This window comes from Aeromicrobium changchenzhani, assembly GCF_057586615.1.
On sequence record NZ_CM172480.1, the window covers coordinates 499,420 to 519,183 of the forward strand.

Below are 19,764 nucleotides of genomic sequence, written 5' to 3' on the forward strand. Positions count from 1 at the left end.
TCCTTTCGGCGTAAGTGAGAGTGCGGATCATGCGAGGAAGAAGGAAGACGAGACGGCTAGGACACCGAAGAGGAACGATCCCGCGAGCAGTTCAGGCACCCGGAACAGGCGCCACTTCGCCATGAACACCTCACTCGCGGCCAGAACCGCACCGAGCACCGTGACCTTGACTACGAATGCGGCCGCGCCGAGGGCCAACGCTGCCGGTCCGGCAGTGGTTGCCACGCCCCAAGGCAGGAACAGGTTGACCCACAATCCCAGCAGGACCGCTAGGCGCATGGCAGAGCCCAATTCCACCAGCGCAAGGTCTCTACCCGCGTACTCCAGAACTGTCGCCTCATGAATCATCGTCAGCTCGAGATGGGTCGACGGATTGTCCACCGGCAACCGACCGGCTTCGGCGACCACCACGATCCACAGCGCGACCGCGGCCAGCAGGGTCGCCGGCGACAAGATCGTGCCTGGCGCGCGCTGGCCGTGCTCGACGAGGCTTGCCAGGTTCGAGGATCCGACTCGGACCGAGAGCGCAAAGCCCGCAACTAGAAGTGTCGGCTCGGCCAGGGCAGCCACGGTGACGGTGCGGCTGGATCCCATGCCGCCGAAAGCCGAACCCGTGTCGAGCCCGGCCAGGGCTAGAGCGATCGAGGCGACCAGCAACAGTGACACGACGGCGTAGAGATCTGCGACACCATCGAGCGGAGAGGTGGTCGTAATGAATGGTGCAGCCGACGCGATCAGCACCATGGAACTCAGCACCACTGCCGGCGCCACGGTGAAGATGATCGTCGACCCGTCAGGCGCAATAGACTCTTTGCGCAGCAGTTTGCGCAAATCGCGCCACGGCTGACCTAGACCGGCGCCGACGCGACCCTCGAGCCGCGCCCGCACCTGACGCATTAGGGCAACCAGGACTGGGGCACCGACCAGAAACAGGAGAACCTGGATCGCCACGCCTAGGAGCGACCAGACCGTGACTGCACTCACGATGTCACCCCTACCGCGATCAGCACGACCAACAGACCGACCAGCCCGTAGGCGAGGTATCGGTGCACACTGCCGTTCTGGAGGCGGCGCGCCATGGCCGCCCACTTTGATGCCGCAGCCAGCAGGGGTGGGTACAGCCGGGCTTCGAGGCGATCTGAAACCCGTTGCCGATAGCGGATGCTCTCCACCAGATAGCGCGACTCGCCGTGGTGGGTGATGTCGATGTCTTGTTCGGGACGGAGCACGTCGTCAAATACCCGGGTGAGCGGCTCGGCATACGCCGTGGCTGTGTACTGCATGCGAGGGCTTAACCTGACCCCGCCACACCCCCAGACCAGGGACGAGCGGCGCGGTTGACGCGCGCCTACATGCTGCGTGAGAACCATAATGAGCACCGTTCCTCCGACCAGCCCGAGCGCGATCAGCACCGGAGACATTGACCCGGCGATACCAGACAGCTGGAGCTTCACCGCACCATGGACCGGGCGTTCCTCGCCGAAGGACGGCATGACGACGAGCACCCGCTCGAGTGCGCGGATGACCGTCAGAGGCGCGAACGCCAGAGGCACGCAGGCCAACGCCGCAAGGGCCATGCCCGCGCGCATGGTGCGCGGCACCTCCGTGGCGGCCGCCGCCTCCTCCGATCGTGGACGGGCCAGGAACCCGACACCAAAAGCCTTCACGAACATCGCAACGCCAAGCCCCGCGGTCAGCGCAACAGCTCCCACGGCGAGCGGCATGACAATCGCGACAGCGACATCGGGTGCACTGGCTACAGACAGGCTGTGGATCAGGCCCTGAAGCAGCAACCATTCGGAAACGAACCCATTGCCCGGTGGTAGCCCCGAAGCGCCGAGGGCACCGACCCCGAAGAGCACGGCGGTGACCGGCATCCGCCGGGCGAGGCCACCCATCTTGTCCAGATTACGTAACCCAGTGCTGCGTAGCACCGCCCCGGCACCCAAGAACAACAACGTCTTGAAAGCCGCGTGATTCACGGTGTGCAACACGGCGGCGATCATCAGCAGGCTGGCCAGCCGCGCGTCGCCAGCGGCGGCAAACATGCCAGCGGCGCCCACACCGATGAAGATCAGGCCTAAGTTCTCCGTAGTGGAGTACGCCAACAGGCGCTTGAGATCGGTAGCCGCCACGGCCTGCAGAACCCCGTACACAGCGGAAAGCGCCCCCGCAGTAAGCACCACTGTCCACCACCATCGTGGGCCGCCACCGAGCAGGTCGAAGCCGACCCGCAACACACCGTACAGTCCTAGGTTAACCATCGCCGCAGACATCAAAGCAGAAACGTGACTCGGCGCCTCGGGATGCGCGCGCGGCAACCAGACGTGCAGCGGTACCAGCCCGGCTTTCGATCCAAAACCGGCAAATACAAGCAGGAACACGAGCGATCGCGTGGCGGGTGACAACGTTGCCGACGCCGCTCGCATCCCCGCGAACGTCTCGGTGCCAGCCGCGTTGGCGAACATTACGAGACCAAGCAGGATCGCGACCAGGCCGGCGTGTGTCATGGCGGCGTACCAGACCCCAGCTTGGCCCACTTCGGGCCGCGCGCGGTGCTCGGTGAGAACGAGGATCAGTGAGACCACTGCCATCAGTTCCCACAGGACCAGAAAGGTGGTTACGTTTCCCGCCGCTGGCACCGCAACCATCGTGGCTGCGAATAGTGGGAGAGCCGCTTGGACGGTTTTTGAGCCGACCCCTTCGGCAGGGCCATGAACCTGATGGGGGTCGTGAGAATGTGGGTAGCCGACGCTGTAGATGCCGGTCGCAATGGCGACGGCACCCACCAAGGTCATGAAGAGCCCCGACAGCGGATCGACTGCGAATACCGCCTCGCTCAACGGCAACAGCCGCGGGACGGTGACCGACCATGGACCTCCAGCGAGGGCTCCCACGCCGGCCAGCACGCCACCGAGCCCGACCACGCAGGTCAATGCTCCTGAGAGCCGCGCCCGCCACGCTTGTGGAGCGCGTGCGAATATCGTGACGCCCGCGCACGCCAGGCCCGCAGCACTTGCGACGAGCAACAGGCCGAATTCGATCAGCGTCATCGACCACTCAACCCACGCAGGGCAGCGACAATGGCCTCGGGCTCGGGGGGACATCCCGCGATGGTGACGTCGACAGGGATGAAGTCGCTGACCGCTCCTTGTACTCCATATGCGCCGGCGAAAACTCCGCAGTCGCGGGCGCAGTCGCCTAGGGCTACCACTCGTTTCGGCGCTGGCATCGCCTCATAAGCCTTGATAAGCGGGTCCACCATATTGCGGGTCACCGGCCCGGTCACCAGCAATACGTCCGCGTGCCGGGGCGAGGCCACCAGCCGTACGCCGTACCGCTCGAGGTCGTAGACCGGGCCGAAGGCTGACGCGATCTCAATCTCGCATCCGTTGCACGAGCCTGCGTCGACGTGCCGTACTTGGATCGAACCGCCAAAGACCGCATCGGCACTGCCGGCCCCTACTGCGTCGTGGCTTCTTGCGGGCGCCGGCTCCGCGATCCGGCCAGTCCTGTGGATCAAGCGTAGGAGGTTTCTCATCGCCGACCTCGATCCGCCGGGCCACGTTGTGCTGATAGCTCATCGGAACGGAGCGTGGTAAGTAGTTCGGCTTGCTCGGAGAGCACGCTGGTCAAGATCGAGCGGGCGACACTCATCAGATCCGCGATCTGGTCACTGACCAGGGAGTAGTAGACCACCGATCCCTCCCTACGAGCCGTGACCAAGCCGGCACGACGGATGACCGCTAGGTGTTGCGACAGATTCGACGCCTCGATCCCGATCGCAACGAGCAGATCACCCACCGATTGCTCACCCTCGCTCAGCAACTCCAACACCCGGATCCGCGACGGATGGCTCAGGATCTTGAAGAACTCCGCCTTCATTTGATGCAGAGGCGTCGTCACTTCCCACGTCCCGAAACACACATGACCAACAGCCGCCCTTCGACGCCGCGGCGCCCAGGAGGCCACCGTCTTTATGAGTTGCACAATTGTGCAATTAGCGTAACAGGCAATGCGTCATAGGATCAACCGCCGGGTGTCCCCGGTTCACAGCGCCAAATCGGGCTGGCTCACTGATGACCCTCTCCACCGCGACGCTGACGGAATAGATACCGTCAAAGCATGTCCTCAGCCTCGGCGGGGGCCACCGGTTTCAGCTCGATCGGGTGCAGCAGTGACTGGAAGCCGATGTCGACGGTCGGCAGGGGAGCGCGCGAGTTTCAGTTGGGATTCACTGGTTAACCTGGTTGCCGCGGCCGGACTTTACGTCGAGATGAGCGTGAATCACGCAGCGTGAACCATCTGGCGGTCTAGCCGATCGCTGCCACGGGTGCCACAAGCCGGTGGTTTTGCGGCGACGGCATTGGTGAGCGAAATGTTGATGAGGGACGCGTTGATCAGGGACGAGTTGGATCGCGTCAGAGTGCGCTGGTGCCGCATGACCCAGACTCGGCGGGCCACACCTGTCGCGCGACCCTCATGAAGTTGCCAGCGAGTACTGCATCAATGTCACGATCGGTCCAGCCACGGTCGGACAACTCTTGATCAAGAGTCACGAAGATCTCTGGCTCCATCCATTCGATTGGGCCCCAACGCGTGTAACTCTCGTCAAACAGCTCGGGGTTTGCGACCAGTTCGGCGAGGAAGTCTTGGCGGTCGAACGAGTAGTCGGTACTCACACCGACGTGGTCGATGCCAACAAGATCTACGGCAGTCTCAACGTGTCTGATAATCGCCTCGAGAGTTGGAGTGTTCGGGCCCAGGAATATGCCGACGCCGGTGATACCGACGACGCCACCCGTCTCAGCACAGGCTCTTGCCTGATCATCGGTGATGTTGCGCGGATGCTCCCAAACTGACCGCAAGCACGAGTGGCTGTAGATCACCGGCGACTGCGACACTTCACACAGGTCCAAGCCGGTCCGCGTGCTGCAGTGCGAACCATCGACGACCATGCCGGCCGCATTCATCTCGGCAACGAGTTTATGCCCCCAGGCTGTGAGCCCAGTGTCATCGGTGTCCAGGCATCCGCCGCCCGCGAGGTTTGCGTGGTTGTAGGTAGGAAGCATGGTCCTTACCCCCATCGCGGCGAAGCTGCGCACGTTGTCCAAATCACCTTCCAACGGCCCTGAGTCTTCGAGGTCGAAGGCGACAGCGATGCGGCCCGCGAGCGCGGCCGACTCGACTTCGTCGACCGTTGTCGCGAGTTGAAGGTTCGCACTGGCTTGCACTGATGATCTGAAACTGTCGAGTAAAGCCAGCGACTCGAGGTTCGAATGGGGTGAGTAGCCAACGTTGACTGACACGAACCCCCCGACGCCGGGCCGTAGGTATCGGCTCAGCTGATCAACGTCGGCGTTCGGTTGGAGCGGCAAGCATGTGTGTTGATCCCACACCCACCGTGGTCCGGATTCCATCCGCCCATCATGCCGCCTTAGGGGTGAGCTTCGAAGCTCACCCCGCAGAGCTATGGCCTCTGCGCAACCGAAGCGGCCAGAGCCGTTCTCGATTGGGGATTCTCGCGACTGGACGTCGCCTATGTGACCGCGATGATTGACCCACAAAACTCCGCCTCAGCTGCTGTCGCAACAAGAATGAGATTCACGCCAAGGCGTCTCGACTCTCGATTCAACAGAGATACGGTCGTCTGGGCGCGCGATCGAACTGATCCCGAGTGAGTGAACTCGCTCCGCCAAGTTCGGGACGACGGTGACGTCCCGCCGAGACGACGTAGAAGGAGACGACGGAAATCGCTGACACCAACCATGTTTTGGCCAGCATCGCTGTCTTCCGGTTGAGAGTGCATGCGGCTTAGGACGCCGGTGCGCACGGGGCTGCTGAACGATCTGGTGACGGCCTGACCTGCCGAACGGGTAGTTACCTTCTGTGTGGGGAATATCGGGCCTCCTCTGGAAGGCTTCAGCTCCAGCCAAGGGTGCATCCGGACGAGTTCTGCAAGCCAGGCGTTCACCGGGCGTTCCGTAAGAGGAACGGCGGATCCAAGCGGTCAACGGGCCGGGTTGGTGCTGAGTCTTGCCCGCAGGACGCCGGCGAAACTCACCGCCGTCACTATCGCCCAGGAACCTTCTAGGAGAAGGAATCCCCACTGTTGCTCCTGGACGGCCTCAATGGCCAGCACAGTTGACCCGGCAAGGTTCAAGATTAGATAGGTGTACGACTTCTGGTCGAGAATTCCACGCTGCGCAAGCGCGAACCCCGCCAACACCAGAAGTGAACCGATGATCTGGATGATTTGACTCATGACGCTCCCTTCGGCAAGCGTCGTCTTGGCGGACCGGGTACGGCGCATCTCGTCCGGGACACCGTCAATAGTCGAGCGGTGTTACCCAATTGTGGCAAACGCATCTCGATCAATACTTGGAACTGCCGGAAGGAGGCCAAAGCTTGAGCGCGTGCCGCCTGCGGGAGGATCGGTTACGGAAAGAGTTGCCTGAGTCTCGTCATGGTAATCAATAAAATGGGGTCTAAACCCGTCATACATTCGTGCGGGTGATACTCGATGACAATCTCGATCCGGCTGACCAATGACGAGGAAGCGCGCCTGAACAGCCGCGCGAACCGCACTGAACGTTCGAAGATACATTCGCGGCCGATGCCGCAATTGGTGCCGCTGAAACTGAGGGTCGACGTAGTCGGCCATCGGCGGCCGTCGCCGCCGTCGGGTTCAGGTCCTGCGCGCCGCATTCTATCGCTTTCCGCGCGCTCGTATTGAAGGCTTTGTCTCTATTCGGTACTGTTCTTTAATATTCCAAAGAGTATTGGAGAAGGCATGGATCAGCGAGAAGCAAAGTCGACGCTCTATGACCGGCTCGCTGTTGTCGGGAAGGCTTTTGCGAGTGCTAAACGGTTGGAAATCATCGATCTTCTGACGCAGGGCGAACGCACTGTCGAATCCTTGGCAACCGAGGCAGGGCTTGGGGTCAGCACGACATCGGCGCACCTGCAGATTCTCAAGATGGCAAATCTGGTGAGTACCCGACGCGATGGCACGAGAATTCACTACAGCCTCGTCGGAGAAGATGTTGCGACCCTTTATTCGGTCATGCGCACAGTGGCGCGCACCCGTTCGGCCGACGTTGCCCGTGCACTTGATGCCTATTTAGGCACTGGCGGGATCGGCGATGTCGAAGAGGTCTCGCGAGAGGAACTCGTGGGGCGTCTCAATTCGGGCAATGTGATGTTGCTCGATGTTCGACCGGCCGAGGAGTTCGCCGCGGGCCATATCAAAGGTGCCCGCTCGTTTCCATTCGGTGATCTGAGCGAAAGGATCCCACTGATCGATGATGAGTCCGAGATCATCGCTTATTGTCGCGGCGCATATTGCGTCATGGCTAACGATGCCGTCCGACTCCTGCAGCAGCATCATCAGACCGCTCGTCGCCTCGAGGAGGGAATGCTCGAATGGCGGTTAGCCGGGCTGCCCGTTGAGGCGGGGCCGGCCGTTGGTGACGGTGCCACCGTGGAAGTAGGTGCGTAAGGCGTGAAGACCGCACAAGCCTTCACCGCGATGCGCTCTTGGGCACTCCGTAGGTGGTTAGTCGCGGGAATCTCTGCGATCGCGTTCGCTGTCGTGGTCGCGATACCGACGGACCTGATCGACACACCATTTTTCAGCCGCGAGATCCCACCGACGTGGTGGTCGTGGCCGGCCTTGATCATTTCTTCGGTTTTGACCGGACTGCTAATTGCCACCTATGTCGCAGGATCGGACGCCAATCAGGACGAGTCTGAAATTTCTGACAAGTCACGAGTGGGTGGCTACGTCGGCAGCCTCCTTACCTTCTTCGCGGTCGGTTGTCCGGTATGTAACAAGCTCGTTCTGGTCGCACTTGGCAGCGCCGGTGCGGTGACATGGTTCGAGCCCATTCAGCCGCTGCTTCAAGTGGTAGCGGTCGGGTTGTTGCTGTGGGCCTTGCTATATCGACTCCGCGGCGAAATCGAATGTCCAATTCCAGCGAAAAGCGTCGTTACACGACAATCGGGAGCGCAGATCAATGACTGACACCACCCCACGGAAAAAGCTTCAGGCACCGCTCATCATCGCTGTTATCGCGTTATTGGCAACGGCGATTGTCCTAGTAACGCAATTATCATCAAACAGCGATGAGCCGAAGAGTGCTGCAAAAATAACCAAGACCGAGTCGGCACCGCCGCTGCCCGGTTTGGAGCGGCGCGTGGCGAATGATCCGATGGCCGTCGGTGCTGTTGATGCTCCGGTGGTCATGGTCGACTATTCGGAATTTCAGTGCCCGTTTTGCGGCCGATTTGCCCGCGACACGGAACCCAAACTGATCAAAAAGTATGTTGACAAGGGCATCTTGCGCATCGAATGGAGAGATTTCCCCTATCTTGGCAAGGAATCCGGTGCAGCCGCGTTGGCCGGACGGGCCGCCGCCGACCAAGACAAATTCTGGCAGTTCAACAAGGCGATGTTCGCCAATCAAGAAACCCCCAACAGCGGTAAATTGACGACCGAATATTTCGTCAAGATCGCCAAAAAAATCGGTCTGGACACGAACAAGTTCCAGCAAGATCTGAACTCGAAGAAAAACCAACAAGCGATCCAAAAAGACTTCGATGAAGGCCAGTCAATCGGCGTCAGCGGAACACCAGCATTCATCATCAACGGCCGGCCCGTCATAGGTGCTCAACCAATCGGAGTGTTCGAGAAAGCGATCGAAGCTGCCGCGGCTGCGGCGAAATAATGGATGTCAGCCTACTTGCGGCATTGTTCGCGGGCATGCTTGCGCTCCTGTCGCCGTGCAGCGCGCTGTTGTTGCCGTCGTTTTTTGCCTACGCGTTCGCGAACCGAACCGCGCTGCTGATGCGCACGAGCGTGTTCTACCTGGGGCTTTTGATCACGCTTGTCCCGCTCGGCGTCGGGGCAAGCGCCGCCTCGTCAATCTTTTACGGGCACCGTCCGCTGCTGATCAGCATCGCGGGTTGGACGATCATCGCCATCGGTCTTTTCCAGATCCTTGGTCGCAGTTTCGCGACACCGTTTGCCGGCAAACTTCACACCTTTGCAAATGGACCGGTCGTCAGCAGTATGAACTGGGGCTCGACCCTCGTTCTCGGTGCGGTCTATGGTCTGGCGGGTTTCTGTTCGGGTCCCATTCTTGGCGCCATTCTGACGATGGCCGCAACCCAGGACTCACCACTTCAGGGCGGATCCCTGCTCGCGGTCTATGCACTCGGCATGGCGGCACCGTTGTTCGTTCTCGCTGTGTTCTGGGATCGATTCCAGCTCGGCAGTCGCAGTTTTCTACGCGGCCGCATGTTCAATCTCGGCAAGCTCCACGTGCATTCGACGGCACTCATCTCTGGGCTTCTATTCGTCATCATCGGCGTTATCTTCTTGCGCTTCGACGGCACCGCAGGGATCACCGGGATGTTGGGATTCGGCGACACCACTGGACTGGAAGTGTCTGCACAAGAAGTCGCCACCAGCATCGCCGACGCCATACCGCTTTGGGCAGTTCCCGCAAGCATCGCCCTCATCGCAGGCCTTGTCGCATGGCGGCGGTCACGCCGACGTGACTCAACTGCGACCGCCTCCACCGTTCCGTCGGATTCGGATCGTGTCTGAGCGATAGCGCAGACTTAAGCGCTAAACCGCGCGGATCATATTCTTTGGTGCCGTCGTAGACGGTCCATTTGGCAGCCAGGGTCCTACCGGTCCGCGACCGTGATTGCCGACGGCAACAATTGTGGTCAGTTCACGCGCCCCGGACGAAGCTCCTGTTGCCACCGTGTTGCCCAAGGACCGATCTGCCGCTGGGGAGCCTTAGAGGCTGAGGGCATCTCCGCAGGTCAGCCGCTCTATATTAGTGGTACCCCCAACGGGATTCGAACCCGTGCTACCGCCGTGAAAGGGCGGCGTCCTAGGCCGCTAGACGATGGGGGCCAGGCGCTTGTGAAGCGGGTCAAGCATAAGCGCATGCGGCCGTGAGCCCCAAACCGGGCATGCCGATTAAGTGATCGGGCAGACTGGACCCATGATCGAAGTCAGCGACGAGCGATTCGACGAGCTCGTGGAGGCCGCATTCGCGGCGATTCCCGAAGCGCTGATCAACCGCTTGGACAATGTTGTTCTGTTCATCGAGGATGACGCGCCCGCCGCCGACCCGAACTTGCTCGGGCTCTATGACGGCATCCCGTTGACCGAACGCGATTCGATGTATGGCGCGGTGTTGCCCGACCGGATCTTTGTCTACCGCCGACCCACGCTCGAGATCTGTACGACCGAGGCGGACGTGATCCGAGAAGTCGGTATCACTGTCGTGCACGAGGTCGCCCACTATTTTGGCATCGACGACGAACGACTGCATGAGCTCGGTTATGCCTGAAATTACGGTTCACCGCGCCGAGGATCGCTTCCTCACGGTCGGCGACGGCAGCTCGACGCGACACAGCTTCTCCTATGGAGCGCATTACGACCCCGATAACGTCGGCTTCGGCTCGCTGCTCGCGGTCAACGAGGAGACGATCGATCCGGGTCAGGGTTATGACCTGCACCATCACGCATACGTCGAGATCGTCACCTGGGTACTTGAGGGCGAATTGCGCCATGAGGATGCGATCGGCAACAGCGGTGTGATCACGCCGGGACTGATACAACGACTCAGCGCTGGCGACGGCGTCCAACACAGCGAACGCAACGCGTCCGAGAGCGAACCGCTGCATTTCGTCCAGATGATGCTCCGCTCGGACAACGCGGGCGAGCCGGCATACGTACAGCGCACGGTCGAGCCCGGCCGCCTCGTTCCGACAATTCCGGTCAACCGAGAGCACGCGATGCTGCTGCTGGTGCGTTGCGGGCCGGGCGAAATGGCGCACATTCCCGCCGCCCCGCTGTCATATCTGCACGTCACGCGCGGCCGGGTCTCGGCGGCCGAATACCTGCTCCGCCCGGGTGACTCGCTGCGCCTGACCAGCGCCGGTGCGTACGATGTCTGTGCCGCCGGGATCGGTGGGCAAACGACCGAAGTCTTGATCTGGCAGATGCAAAGGTGACCTCCATGACCGTCCACGTGCTCAACGGGCCCAACCTCGGTCGATTGGGGATCCGTGAACCCGATGTCTACGGCTCGGCGACGTATGCCGATCTGGTCACCCGCTGTGAAGCCGTCGCCGATGAGACCGATCAGACCATCGATGTGCGTCAGACTGATGACGAGGCCGAAATGATCGGCTGGCTGCATGCGGCCGCCGATGCGGGCGAGCCGGTGATCCTGAACGCGGGCGCCTGGACGCATACCTCAGTGGCAGTCCGGGACGCCGCGGCACAACTCTCGGCACCGTTGATCGAGGTCCACCTGAGCAACGTTTACGCGCGTGAAGCGTTCCGACATACGTCCTATTTGAGCGATATCGCGACCGTGGTGATCGTGGGTATGGGAATTGAAGGCTATGCCGCAGCGTTGAGGTTCCTGAAAGTTGCATAACGCACCGATGTGAAAGAGTGGGGCTATGAAGGGTTGGGAGTCCCATCGGACCGCCGTAGCTGTCTTGGTCGAGTCGTATCGTGCGATCGGCCCGGATGCACCTATTCGGCTGGCCAAGAAGACGTCAAATCTGTTTCGCCCGCGCGTGGCCACCGATCAGCCAGGCCTCGATGTCACGGGTCTTGGCGGGGTCATCGCGATCGATGTTGCCAACCAGATCGCAGACGTCCAAGGCATGTGTACTTACGAAAATCTGGTCGACGCGACGCTGCCACACGGACTCATCCCCTATGTCGTCCCGCAACTGCGCACGATCACCCTCGGCGGTGCGGTCACCGGTCTTGGCATCGAGTCGACCTCGTTCCGCAACGGCCTGCCGCACGAATCAGTGCTCGAGATGGACATCCTGACCGGCAGCGGCGAGATTGTCACCGCGACGCAGGAGAATGAGCACGCCGATCTGTTCGACGCGTTCCCCAACTCATACGGCAGCCTCGGCTATGCAACGAGGCTGCGGATCCGGCTTGAGGCCGTTCCCGACTTCGTCAATCTGCGGCACGTGCGCTTCAACGATCCGGCCGAGACGGCCAAGGCGATCGGGCAAATCATTGCCGACGGAGCCTGGGAAGGCGTCCGCGTCGACGGACTGGACGGTACGTCGTTCAGCCCGACCGAGCTCTATTTGAGCCTCGCAACGTTCGTCGAGACACCCGACTCCGGCGGTCAGGGAACGCCCAGCGACTACACCGGGCAAAACATCTATTATCGCTCGATTCAGGCCCGTTCGCTCGACACATTGACGATGTATGACTACCTCTGGCGTTGGGATACCGACTGGTTCTGGTGCTCGAGTGCCTTCGGCGCCCAGCAGCCAATCGTCCGCCGGCTCTGGCCGCGCAAGTGGCGGCGCAGCGACGTATTCCACAAATTGATTGCCCTGGATGGCCGCTTCAACATCAGCGGCAAACTCGATCGGATCAAGAAAGTCGAGGGCCGTGAGCGAGTGATCCAGGACATCGAAGTGCCGCTGGACGCGCTCGGCGAATTCCTCGAATGGTTTGATGATTCGGTTGGCATGCGCCCGGTATGGCTCTGCCCGTTGCGGGTCCAACGACCATGGCCGCTTTATCCGCTCGGTGTTGGCGATATCTATGTCAACGTTGGCTTCTGGGGCACCGTCGAGGTCTCGGCCGACAGCCCCGACGGCGCCGTCAATCGCATGATCGAGTCGAAGGTGTCGACTCTCGGCGGGCACAAATCGCTCTATTCGGAATCTTTTTACGACCGAACGACTTTCAATTCTATGTATGGTGGCAAGACCTTGGCCGCGGTGCGCAAGCGCTACGACCCGCACAGCCGCCTGACCGACCTCTACGACAAAGCGGTGAGAAACACATGACAATCGACCTCGACACAAAAATCAGCATCGCTGGGGCACTCGAACGATTGATGAAAGGCGGGCTGCCGTTCCGGTTCTCGGCCTATGACGGCAGCAGCGCCGGTCCGGCCGACTCGCCGGTCGGGCTGAAGCTGCTCAACGAGCGTGGACTCTCCTACCTGATGACTGCGCCGGGCGACCTCGGCTTTGCCCGTGCGTATGTCTCGGGCGACATCGAGCTCGAGGGCGCGCATCCGGGCAATCCATATGACGCGATGGTCTTGTTGCAGAGCAATCTGAAGGTCAAGATGCCGCCGCCGGCAGAGATGCTGCAGATCATCCGCAGCCTAGGGTTCAGCAATCTCAAGCCCCCGCCGCCCCCGGCAGAGGAGCACCTGCCCAAATGGCGTCGTGCGCTCGAGGGTCTGCGGCACAGCAAGACCCGTGACGCCGAGGCGATTCATCACCACTACGACGTATCCAATCGGTTTTACGAACTCGTGCTCGGATCGGCGATGACCTACACCTGTGCGGTGTTCCCCACTCCGGATGCGTCAATCGAGGAGGCGCAGTTCGAGAAGTACGACCTGATTGCCCGCAAGCTCGATCTTCAACCGGGCCAGCGGTTGCTTGACCTTGGTTGTGGTTGGGGCGGCATGGTGCGGCACGTTGCGAAGCATTATGGCGTCAAAGCAATCGGGGTGACACTGTCTGAGGAGCAGGCTGCCTGGGCACAGGAGGCAATCAAACGTGACGGCTTGGACCATCTGGCCGAGGTCCGTTTCATGGACTATCGCGATGTCACCGAGATGGGATTCGACGCGATCAGTTCGATCGGGCTGACCGAGCACATTGGCATACGCAACTACGACTCCTACTTCGCGTTCATCCACGACCACCTCAAGCCAGGCGGCCGTATGCTCAACCACTGCATCACGCGGCCCGATAATCACTCGACCGATACCGGTGCGTTCATCGATCGGTATGTGTTTCCTGACGGCGAGCTCGCCGGTGTTGGCCGGATCACGACGTCGGTTCAGAACAGCGGACTTGAAGTTCGGCATGTTGAGAATCTCCGTGAGCACTACGCGTTGACGCTCAAGGGCTGGAGCGAGAATCTCGCCGCGCATTGGGACGAGTGCCTCGAAGAGGTCAGCATCGGCCGGGCCAAGGTGTGGGGGATCTACATGGCCGGCTCACGCTGGGCATTCGAGACCAACGACATCGAGCTGCACCACGTACTTGCGGTCAAGGCCGATGAGGCCGGCAATTCCCATTGGCCGCTTCGCCCAACCTGGGGCAGCTAAGCCACGTCGACCCCCCGATTTGAAGCCTTTGGCGCCTAAAACGTCGATTTATAGGTGTCAAAGGCTTCAAATCGTGTCGGCTAGTTCAGGTCGACTATCACCGGGGCGTGATCGCTGGCGCCTTTGCCCTTCCGTTCGTTCCGGTCGATTGAGGCCGTCTCGACGCGGGCCGCGAGCGCGGGGGAGCCGAGAACGAAGTCGATGCGCATCCCCTGCCGCTTGGGGAAACGCAGTTGTTGGTAGTCCCAGAACGTGTAGACCCCCGGGCCGGGCGTATGCGCGCGCGTGACCTCGGCGAAGCCGGCGTCGATGACGCCTTGGAAGGCGGCCCGTTCGGGTGCCGAGGTGTGAGTCGTCCCGACGAATATCGAGGGGTCCCACACATCCTCATCAAGCGGCGCGACATTCCAGTCACCGGTCAGCGCAATTTGCGCCTCGGGGTTCGCCGCCAGCCAGCCGGCTGCTGATTCGGACAGCTTCGCGAGCCAATCAAGTTTGTATGTGTAGTGCTCATGCTCAAGGTCGCGGCCGTTGGGGATATACAGACTCCACATGCGGATACCGCCACAGGTCGCGCCGATCGCCCGCGGCTCAAGCACGTCAGCGAACTGCGGCTGATTGTCGGCAAAGGATCGGGCGACATCTTCGAGCCCGACACGGGAGATGACAGCGACGCCATTCCATTGATTGATGCCGAAATGGGCGACCTCGTAGCCGAGTTCGTGCAGCCGGTCGAAGGGGAACTGTTCCTCCTTACACTTCGTTTCCTGGATCGCCAAGACGTCGCAGTCAGAGCGTTCGAGCCAGGCCGCAACCCGGTCGATTCGCGAGCGGATGGAGTTGACGTTCCAGGTAGCAATGCGCACGTGCCCAAACTACCGGGTTTCACAACGCGCGGCTTCGAGCGCCCGTCAGACTCGTCAACGGCACCAAATCGCGACATGATTACCGTATGAGCGAAGAATCGTCCGACAGAGTCGAGCCATCCCCGCGCAACCCGTCCGCGTATGATCCGGGCAGGATTGGGACGCAGAAATGGGTACGTCGGGCGGTGGTTGGGCTACTGGTGATCGTTGCGGCAGTCATCATCTACAAGATCGCTGCATCGTTCCTCCCCAGATGGTGGGCGCAACGGGTTGCCGATCAAACCGGTGGCGGTATGGGCAATGGCACGATGTGGGGCTTCTTCTACGGCTTCGTCTTCACCTTCATCCCCGTTCTGCTGATCTTCCAAGCCCGGCGCAAACTGTTCAGCTGGAAGGCGAAACTTGGCGTTATCGTCGTGGCGCTCGTTCTGGCCGCACCGAACTGGCTGACCCTCGGGGTGGTTGTTGGCACGAACAACGCTGCCCACGCAGGTGAGCGCATCATGGATGTCGAGGCACCCGGGTTCCGCTGGGCGACCCTTATCGGCGTGATCGTCGGCGGCCTATTGGCGGTTGTCTTCTCGTCCACGTCGATCATGTTGTCCCGGCGTCGCAAGCAGGTCAAAACACTCAAAGAGGAGATCAAACAGGGACGTACGAAACCGGATGAGCACTGATCTCCAGTGTCGGCGGTGCCTCAGCAACCTTATAGGGCTCGGTTACGTTGCTCAGACACCGCCCATTGGGGTTAGCCTGCCGCGAGTAGCCCAGCAACCTTCGCGTTGAGTTTGCGCATCGCCTTGCGATAGCCGTATGGGAACCAGCGCTGCGCCCAGTGCCCGATCCGGATGTCATTCGACGTGAACACGAGATAGGTGCCGCGCTTGACGCCTTTGATGATCGATCCCGCCGCCTGATCGGGCGTCACAGAATGCTTCTGGAAGTCCGCGGCCGCACGCTGCAACCTCGGATCGTCACGGTCGATGCCGACAATGTCGACAGTGCCGACCAGCGGGGTGTCAACAGCGCCGGGGCAGACCAGCGTGACGCCGATCCCGTATTGTTCAAGGTCGAAGCGAAGTACTTCGCTGACACCACGTAGGCCGAATTTCGCGGCGCTGTATGGGGCGTGCAGCGGCAACCCAAACAGGCCTGCGGCCGATGACACGTTGACCAGATGGCCGCCCTTGCCGGCCGCGATCATCGGCGGAATGAATGCCGACATGATGTGGATCGGCCCCATGAGGTCGATGTCGACCGTACGGCGCCAATGCGAGTGATCAAGGTCCTGGATGCGTCCCCAGGTTGAGATGCCGGCGATGTTCATCACGATATCGAGCGGGCCGACTTCGGCGTCGACGTGCGCGGCAAAGGCGTCGACGGCGATGTGGTCGGCGACGTCCAGGGCTTCGGAGCAGGCCACCGTGCCACCGGAAGCGGTGATCGTGGCGACGGTGCTGGCGAGCAGTTCAGCGTTGATGTCGGTTAGGACGAGGATTGCGCCCTCACTGGCGGCCTGGCGCGCGGTCGCTTCGCCGATCCCGCTGGCAGCGCCGGTGATCAGAGTCTTTTTGGCGGCAAAACTGGTCATGTGTGGCCTTCCGGTGTGACTGGCCGGTCTGGCCGAAACGAATCTGTACAAATGTATCACTTGATTGGTTGTCTGCACTGTCGGCAGGTAGCACTACGGTGACCTCAGGAGGTTCGTCATGGCGACCAACAAGTTCCGCAAGCAGTGTTCCGGGTGTTCGACCTGGGTCGAGGTGGGGGCCGGCATCATCGTGGGTCCGCACGGTGGTTGGAAGACCTATTGTCCCAGCTGCAAACCGCAGCCGCCGGCTCGTGCCGATCACCCGGGCTGGCATACGGCTCCGCTGGCGTCATTCGACTTCGAGACGACCGGTGTCGATCCATTCACCGACCGCGTCGTGAGCTACGGCCTACTGGATGATCGAGGCGAAGAGTTCGTTGGCCTGATCAATCCAGGCGTGCCGATCCCGCCACAATCCTCCGCGGTGCACGGCTTCGGCGATGCCGATGTCGTCGATGCGCAATCGGCCGCGGCCGGCATCGCCGTGGTGGCCCAATGGGTTCAAGGTGTCATCGACCGCGGTGCGGGCCTGGTCGTCTTCAACGGGGCATACGACCTCACCATGCTGCGGGCCGAGGCTGAACGGCACGGCGTCGAGCAGCCCGACTGGGACCGGCTCTTCGTCGTTGACCCCTACGTCATTGACTGGGGGATCGAGCGCGGCCGACTTGGCGCACGCAAGCTGACCGCCGTCTGCGACTACTACGGAGTCGTCATCGACAATGCGCACGACGCGGCCTGTGATGCCCGCGCCGCCCGTGACGTTGCCCGCGAGATGGGCGCCCGCCACCGCGAGCTGGCCGCAATGAGCTTCCCCCAATTGGTCCAACATCAGCGCCAGATGTATGCCTTGCGCGCCGCCGACTGGAATGCCTATGCGGCCAAAAACAACCGAACCCTTGATGATCCCAAGGGCTGGCCGCTCGGCCGAGTCCAGACCGGTTGAGTCGTTGACCGCCCGGTCTCGACGCGGTCACCACAACATGAAAGATTTGACCATGGCCACCAATACATCGCAGACACCGCTCGAGTTGTTCGGTACCGACGCTCTTCTCTCCGACGACGAGCGCGCAATCGCCGCGTCGGTCCGTCGATTCGTCGATGATCGGGTCAAGCCCAACATCGCTGATTGGTTCGACCGCGCCGAGATCCCGGCGCGCGAACTCGCCACCGAACTCGGCTCGCTCGGAGTGCTCGGCATGCATCTGGAGGGTTATGGCTGCGCTGGTATGAGCGCGACGGCATACGGACTTGCCTGTCTTGAGCTCGAAGCCGGCGACTCAGGGTTGCGGTCGCTGGTGTCGGTGCAAGGTTCGCTGGCAATGTTCGCGATCTGGAAATGGGGCAGCGAGGAGCAGAAATCCGAATGGCTGCCGCGCATGGCCAGCGGCGAAGCGATCGGCTGCTTCGGTCTGACCGAACCCGACTTTGGCTCCGATCCGGGCGGCATGCGCACCAATGCGCGCCGTGATGGTGACGACTGGCTCCTCAACGGCAGCAAGATGTGGATCACCAACGGCTCGATCGCCGATGTCGCGGTGGTGTGGGCGCGCACTGATGACCGCATTCGTGGCTTCGTCGTCCCGACCAACACGCCAGGCTTCTCGGCGCCAGAGATCACCCACAAACTGTCATTGCGGGCCTCGGTCACGAGCGAACTCGTCCTCGAGGATGTGCGCCTACCTGCCTCGGCGATGTTGCCTGAAGCTGCGGGCCTACGTGGGCCACTGTCATGTCTTGATGAAGCCCGATTCGGCATCGTATTCGGCTCATTAGGTGCAGCACGTGATTCGCTCGAGACGGCACTGTCATATGTCCGGGATCGCACGATTTTCGACAAGCCGCTCGCGGCCTATCAGACGACGCAACTCAAATTGGCCGACATGACACTCGAACTCGGCAAGGGCATGCTGTTGGCGCTGCACCTTGGTCGGCTCAAAGATGCTGGCACGCTGCGCTCCGAACAGGTCAGTCTCGGCAAACTCAACAACGTACGCGAGTCGATCAAGATTGCCCGGGAGTGCCGCACACTTTTGGGAGCCAATGGCATCTCGCTGGAATATCCGGTGCTCCGGCACGCCAATAACCTCGAATCGGTCCTCACCTACGAGGGCACATCTGAGGTGCATCAGCTCATCATCGGCCAGAGCTTGACCGGCGAATCGGCGTTCCGCTGATCAGTTCCGGTCGACTGAGTCGATTCGTTTGATGATCGCCGCAGCGAGTGCTTCGGGTGCTTGCTCAGGGATCCAGTGGCTGATGTCTTTGAGCTCGACGAACTCATACGGCCCCGTCACGAAGCGGCCGCACTCCTCGGCACCTGCGCGCGCGATCGCCGTATCGTCGTCACTCCATACGAATGTTGTTGGCACGGTGACCGCAGGGAGTTCGCCCAAGTCTGCGGTCATCGCCCGGTACCAGTTGAGCACGGCGGTCAGTGCTCCCGGCGCGGCCAGCAGCTGGACATACTCCTCGACGTGATCGGCGGGCACGATGTCCTGATACATCGCGCGGAGTTTGGCGGCATCGTCAGCGAGAAGAACGTCCTCGGCCTTGCCTGGCTGGCGGAGCAGCCCGATGTAAGCGCCGCGCTGTTGTTGATCAGAATCTTCGCGGAGCGCCCGTCCGTAGGCGGCCAGGTGCGGGATCGAAACCGCCGTCAATGAGCGGACTCGATCGGCGTGTGCGACTGCGAACGGCCATGCGACCGCGGCGCCCCAATCGTGACCAACAAGATGGACTGCATCGAGGTCGAGCGCGTCGAGCAGGCCAGCGATGTCACCGACGAGGGCCGCGCCGGAATAGGCAGCCATCTCGGTCGGTCGGGCGCCGGCCGAATAGCCGCGCTGATTCACGGCAATGACACGCAACCCTTTGGCGGTGAGTAGCGGAGCCACGAATGACCAGCTCAGCGCAGTCTCGGGGAATCCGTGCAGAAGCAGGACCGGTGCGCTATCGGCCGGACCATCGGTCCATACGTCGAAGGTCAGATCGCCGACCGCGACCTGGGCGAGGGTGCCGAACATTTAGTCGCCGAATTCGTTGGAACCGCAGCGCTTGCACACGGTGGGACGTTCTTCTTCGGCGAGGGCACCGCAGTTTTGGCAGACACGATACAACCAGCAGGCGGGATCCCCACCAGTGTCACCGT

At 61.5% G+C, this 19,764-nt stretch carries 21 protein-coding genes, 1 tRNA gene, 1 pseudogene and 1 riboswitch; of the genes and pseudogenes, 13 read left to right on the forward strand and 10 right to left on the reverse strand.

All coding sequences use genetic code 11. The features are described 5' to 3' along the window. Positions 1–27: 27 nt before the first annotated feature. The 5 genes from AC2YB9_RS02590 to AC2YB9_RS02610 all read right to left on the reverse strand — a co-directional run bounded on the left by AC2YB9_RS02590 (position 28) and on the right by AC2YB9_RS02610 (position 5,309). Positions 28–984 (reverse strand): respiratory chain complex I subunit 1 family protein, encoded by a 957-nt coding sequence (locus AC2YB9_RS02590; protein WP_487267197.1) that lies wholly within the window; start codon positions 982–984, stop codon positions 28–30. After that, the gene (locus AC2YB9_RS02595; protein ID WP_487267198.1) at positions 981–3,053 is read right to left on the reverse strand and encodes a proton-conducting transporter transmembrane domain-containing protein; all 2,073 of its coding nucleotides are present in this window, start codon (positions 3,051–3,053) and stop codon (positions 981–983) included. Before AC2YB9_RS02595 ends, AC2YB9_RS02590 begins: the two co-directional genes overlap by 4 nt. After that, entirely contained in the window at positions 3,050–3,523 is a 474-nt protein-coding gene (locus tag AC2YB9_RS02600; RefSeq protein WP_487267199.1) for an NADH-quinone oxidoreductase subunit B family protein, read from the reverse strand. Before AC2YB9_RS02600 ends, AC2YB9_RS02595 begins: the two co-directional genes overlap by 4 nt. 14 nt (positions 3,524–3,537) lie before the next feature. Beyond that, positions 3,538–3,906 (reverse strand): ArsR/SmtB family transcription factor, encoded by a 369-nt coding sequence (locus AC2YB9_RS02605; RefSeq protein WP_487267200.1) that lies wholly within the window; start codon positions 3,904–3,906, stop codon positions 3,538–3,540. Between the two features lie 515 nt (positions 3,907–4,421). Further along, positions 4,422–5,309 carry a dipeptidase gene (locus AC2YB9_RS02610; protein WP_487267201.1) on the reverse strand — a complete coding sequence of 296 codons (888 nt, stop codon included), beginning with the start codon at positions 5,307–5,309 and terminating at the stop codon, positions 4,422–4,424. A gap of 183 nt (positions 5,310–5,492) precedes the next feature. On the opposite strand from AC2YB9_RS02610, the pseudogene AC2YB9_RS02615 reads away from it, so the two are divergent. Beyond that, positions 5,493–5,681 (forward strand): annotated as a pseudogene (locus AC2YB9_RS02615) (GNAT family N-acetyltransferase); the annotation flags it as partial. A gap of 329 nt (positions 5,682–6,010) precedes the next feature. Here AC2YB9_RS02615 and AC2YB9_RS02620 read toward each other — a convergent pair. Further along, entirely contained in the window at positions 6,011–6,265 is a 255-nt protein-coding gene (locus tag AC2YB9_RS02620) for a CBU_0592 family membrane protein (protein ID WP_487267202.1), read from the reverse strand. 14 nt (positions 6,266–6,279) lie between these two features. After that, positions 6,280–6,345, reverse strand: a riboswitch (guanidine-III (ykkC-III) riboswitch). A gap of 448 nt (positions 6,346–6,793) precedes the next feature. On the opposite strand from AC2YB9_RS02620, the gene AC2YB9_RS02625 reads away from it, so the two are divergent. Genes AC2YB9_RS02625 through AC2YB9_RS02640 form a run of 4 tightly spaced genes read left to right on the forward strand, consistent with a single transcriptional unit; the run spans position 6,794 to position 9,613 of the window. Continuing rightward, the gene (locus AC2YB9_RS02625) at positions 6,794–7,501 is read left to right on the forward strand and encodes a metalloregulator ArsR/SmtB family transcription factor (protein WP_487267203.1); all 708 of its coding nucleotides are present in this window, start codon (positions 6,794–6,796) and stop codon (positions 7,499–7,501) included. A 3-nt stretch (positions 7,502–7,504) separates the two neighbouring features. Further along, positions 7,505–8,026 (forward strand): hypothetical protein, encoded by a 522-nt coding sequence (locus tag AC2YB9_RS02630; RefSeq protein WP_487267204.1) that lies wholly within the window; start codon positions 7,505–7,507, stop codon positions 8,024–8,026. After that, on the forward strand, positions 8,019–8,729 hold the full coding sequence (locus AC2YB9_RS02635) for a DsbA family protein (protein WP_487267205.1): 711 nt from the start codon (positions 8,019–8,021) through the stop codon (positions 8,727–8,729). Before AC2YB9_RS02630 ends, AC2YB9_RS02635 begins: the two co-directional genes overlap by 8 nt. After that, positions 8,729–9,613: a cytochrome c biogenesis CcdA family protein gene (locus AC2YB9_RS02640; protein WP_487267206.1), complete on the forward strand. Its 885-nt coding sequence runs from the start codon at positions 8,729–8,731 to the stop codon at positions 9,611–9,613. The genes AC2YB9_RS02635 and AC2YB9_RS02640 overlap by 1 nt, the downstream gene beginning before the upstream one ends. A 242-nt stretch (positions 9,614–9,855) precedes the next feature. Here AC2YB9_RS02640 and AC2YB9_RS02645 read toward each other — a convergent pair. Then, a tRNA-Glu gene (locus AC2YB9_RS02645) sits at positions 9,856–9,931 on the reverse strand. 91 nt (positions 9,932–10,022) lie between these two features. Between AC2YB9_RS02645 and AC2YB9_RS02650 the strand changes: the two genes are divergently transcribed. Genes AC2YB9_RS02650 through AC2YB9_RS02670 form a run of 5 tightly spaced genes read left to right on the forward strand, consistent with a single transcriptional unit; the run spans position 10,023 to position 14,156 of the window. Further along, positions 10,023–10,373, forward strand: coding sequence for a metallopeptidase family protein (locus tag AC2YB9_RS02650; protein ID WP_487267207.1), 351 nt, complete (start codon positions 10,023–10,025; stop codon positions 10,371–10,373). After that, positions 10,366–11,040 carry a pirin family protein gene (locus tag AC2YB9_RS02655; RefSeq protein ID WP_487267208.1) on the forward strand — a complete coding sequence of 225 codons (675 nt, stop codon included), beginning with the start codon at positions 10,366–10,368 and terminating at the stop codon, positions 11,038–11,040. The genes AC2YB9_RS02650 and AC2YB9_RS02655 overlap by 8 nt, the downstream gene beginning before the upstream one ends. 5 nt (positions 11,041–11,045) lie before the next feature. Further along, the gene (aroQ, locus tag AC2YB9_RS02660; protein ID WP_487267209.1) at positions 11,046–11,471 is read left to right on the forward strand and encodes a type II 3-dehydroquinate dehydratase; all 426 of its coding nucleotides are present in this window, start codon (positions 11,046–11,048) and stop codon (positions 11,469–11,471) included. Positions 11,472–11,496: 25 nt separating this feature from the next. Continuing rightward, a complete protein-coding gene (locus AC2YB9_RS02665) occupies positions 11,497–12,870 on the forward strand; it encodes an FAD-binding oxidoreductase (protein WP_487267210.1) in 1,374 nt (457 codons plus the stop codon). Beyond that, positions 12,867–14,156, forward strand: coding sequence for a class I SAM-dependent methyltransferase (locus AC2YB9_RS02670; protein ID WP_487267211.1), 1,290 nt, complete (start codon positions 12,867–12,869; stop codon positions 14,154–14,156). Before AC2YB9_RS02665 ends, AC2YB9_RS02670 begins: the two co-directional genes overlap by 4 nt. Positions 14,157–14,236: 80 nt before the next feature. Here the strand turns inward: AC2YB9_RS02670 and AC2YB9_RS02675 are convergent, their stop codons facing one another. Next, the gene (locus AC2YB9_RS02675; protein ID WP_487267212.1) at positions 14,237–15,022 is read right to left on the reverse strand and encodes an exodeoxyribonuclease III; all 786 of its coding nucleotides are present in this window, start codon (positions 15,020–15,022) and stop codon (positions 14,237–14,239) included. Between the two features lie 86 nt (positions 15,023–15,108). On the opposite strand from AC2YB9_RS02675, the gene AC2YB9_RS02680 reads away from it, so the two are divergent. Continuing rightward, positions 15,109–15,699: a hypothetical protein gene (locus AC2YB9_RS02680; protein ID WP_487267213.1), complete on the forward strand. Its 591-nt coding sequence runs from the start codon at positions 15,109–15,111 to the stop codon at positions 15,697–15,699. A gap of 71 nt (positions 15,700–15,770) precedes the next feature. On the opposite strand, the gene AC2YB9_RS02685 is transcribed toward AC2YB9_RS02680, so the two are convergent. Next, the gene (locus AC2YB9_RS02685; protein ID WP_487267214.1) at positions 15,771–16,613 is read right to left on the reverse strand and encodes an SDR family oxidoreductase; all 843 of its coding nucleotides are present in this window, start codon (positions 16,611–16,613) and stop codon (positions 15,771–15,773) included. Between the two features lie 118 nt (positions 16,614–16,731). On the opposite strand from AC2YB9_RS02685, the gene AC2YB9_RS02690 reads away from it, so the two are divergent. Next, on the forward strand, positions 16,732–17,559 hold the full coding sequence (locus tag AC2YB9_RS02690) for an exonuclease domain-containing protein (protein WP_487267215.1): 828 nt from the start codon (positions 16,732–16,734) through the stop codon (positions 17,557–17,559). Between the two features lie 52 nt (positions 17,560–17,611). Then, complete coding sequence (locus tag AC2YB9_RS02695) at positions 17,612–18,790, forward strand: acyl-CoA dehydrogenase family protein (RefSeq protein ID WP_487267216.1); 1,179 nt, start codon at positions 17,612–17,614, stop codon at positions 18,788–18,790. Here AC2YB9_RS02695 and AC2YB9_RS02700 read toward each other — a convergent pair whose 3' ends face one another. Next, positions 18,791–19,639, reverse strand: coding sequence for an alpha/beta fold hydrolase (locus AC2YB9_RS02700; RefSeq protein ID WP_487267217.1), 849 nt, complete (start codon positions 19,637–19,639; stop codon positions 18,791–18,793). It lies immediately after the preceding gene. Between the last annotated feature and the right edge of the window lie 125 nt (positions 19,640–19,764).

Bases quoted from the DNA above. Each gene is read 5' to 3' on its own strand.
- AC2YB9_RS02595 (WP_487267198.1), bottom strand. From the start codon at position 3,053: ATGACGCTGATCGAATTCGGCCTGTTGCTCGTCGCAAGTGCTGCGGGC.
- AC2YB9_RS02620 (WP_487267202.1), bottom strand. From the start codon at position 6,265: ATGAGTCAAATCATCCAGATCATCGGTTCACTTCTGGTGTTGGCGGGG.
- AC2YB9_RS02625 (WP_487267203.1), top strand. From the start codon at position 6,794: ATGGATCAGCGAGAAGCAAAGTCGACGCTCTATGACCGGCTCGCTGTT.
- AC2YB9_RS02635 (WP_487267205.1), top strand. From the start codon at position 8,019: ATGACTGACACCACCCCACGGAAAAAGCTTCAGGCACCGCTCATCATC.
- AC2YB9_RS02640 (WP_487267206.1), top strand. From the start codon at position 8,729: ATGGATGTCAGCCTACTTGCGGCATTGTTCGCGGGCATGCTTGCGCTC.
- AC2YB9_RS02650 (WP_487267207.1), top strand. From the start codon at position 10,023: ATGATCGAAGTCAGCGACGAGCGATTCGACGAGCTCGTGGAGGCCGCA.
- AC2YB9_RS02655 (WP_487267208.1), top strand. From the start codon at position 10,366: ATGCCTGAAATTACGGTTCACCGCGCCGAGGATCGCTTCCTCACGGTC.
- aroQ (WP_487267209.1), top strand. From the start codon at position 11,046: ATGACCGTCCACGTGCTCAACGGGCCCAACCTCGGTCGATTGGGGATC.
- AC2YB9_RS02665 (WP_487267210.1), top strand. From the start codon at position 11,497: ATGAAGGGTTGGGAGTCCCATCGGACCGCCGTAGCTGTCTTGGTCGAG.
- AC2YB9_RS02670 (WP_487267211.1), top strand. From the start codon at position 12,867: ATGACAATCGACCTCGACACAAAAATCAGCATCGCTGGGGCACTCGAA.
- AC2YB9_RS02680 (WP_487267213.1), top strand. From the start codon at position 15,109: ATGAGCGAAGAATCGTCCGACAGAGTCGAGCCATCCCCGCGCAACCCG.
- AC2YB9_RS02685 (WP_487267214.1), bottom strand. From the start codon at position 16,613: ATGACCAGTTTTGCCGCCAAAAAGACTCTGATCACCGGCGCTGCCAGC.
- AC2YB9_RS02690 (WP_487267215.1), top strand. From the start codon at position 16,732: ATGGCGACCAACAAGTTCCGCAAGCAGTGTTCCGGGTGTTCGACCTGG.
- AC2YB9_RS02695 (WP_487267216.1), top strand. From the start codon at position 17,612: ATGGCCACCAATACATCGCAGACACCGCTCGAGTTGTTCGGTACCGAC.
- AC2YB9_RS02700 (WP_487267217.1), bottom strand. From the start codon at position 19,639: ATGTTCGGCACCCTCGCCCAGGTCGCGGTCGGCGATCTGACCTTCGAC.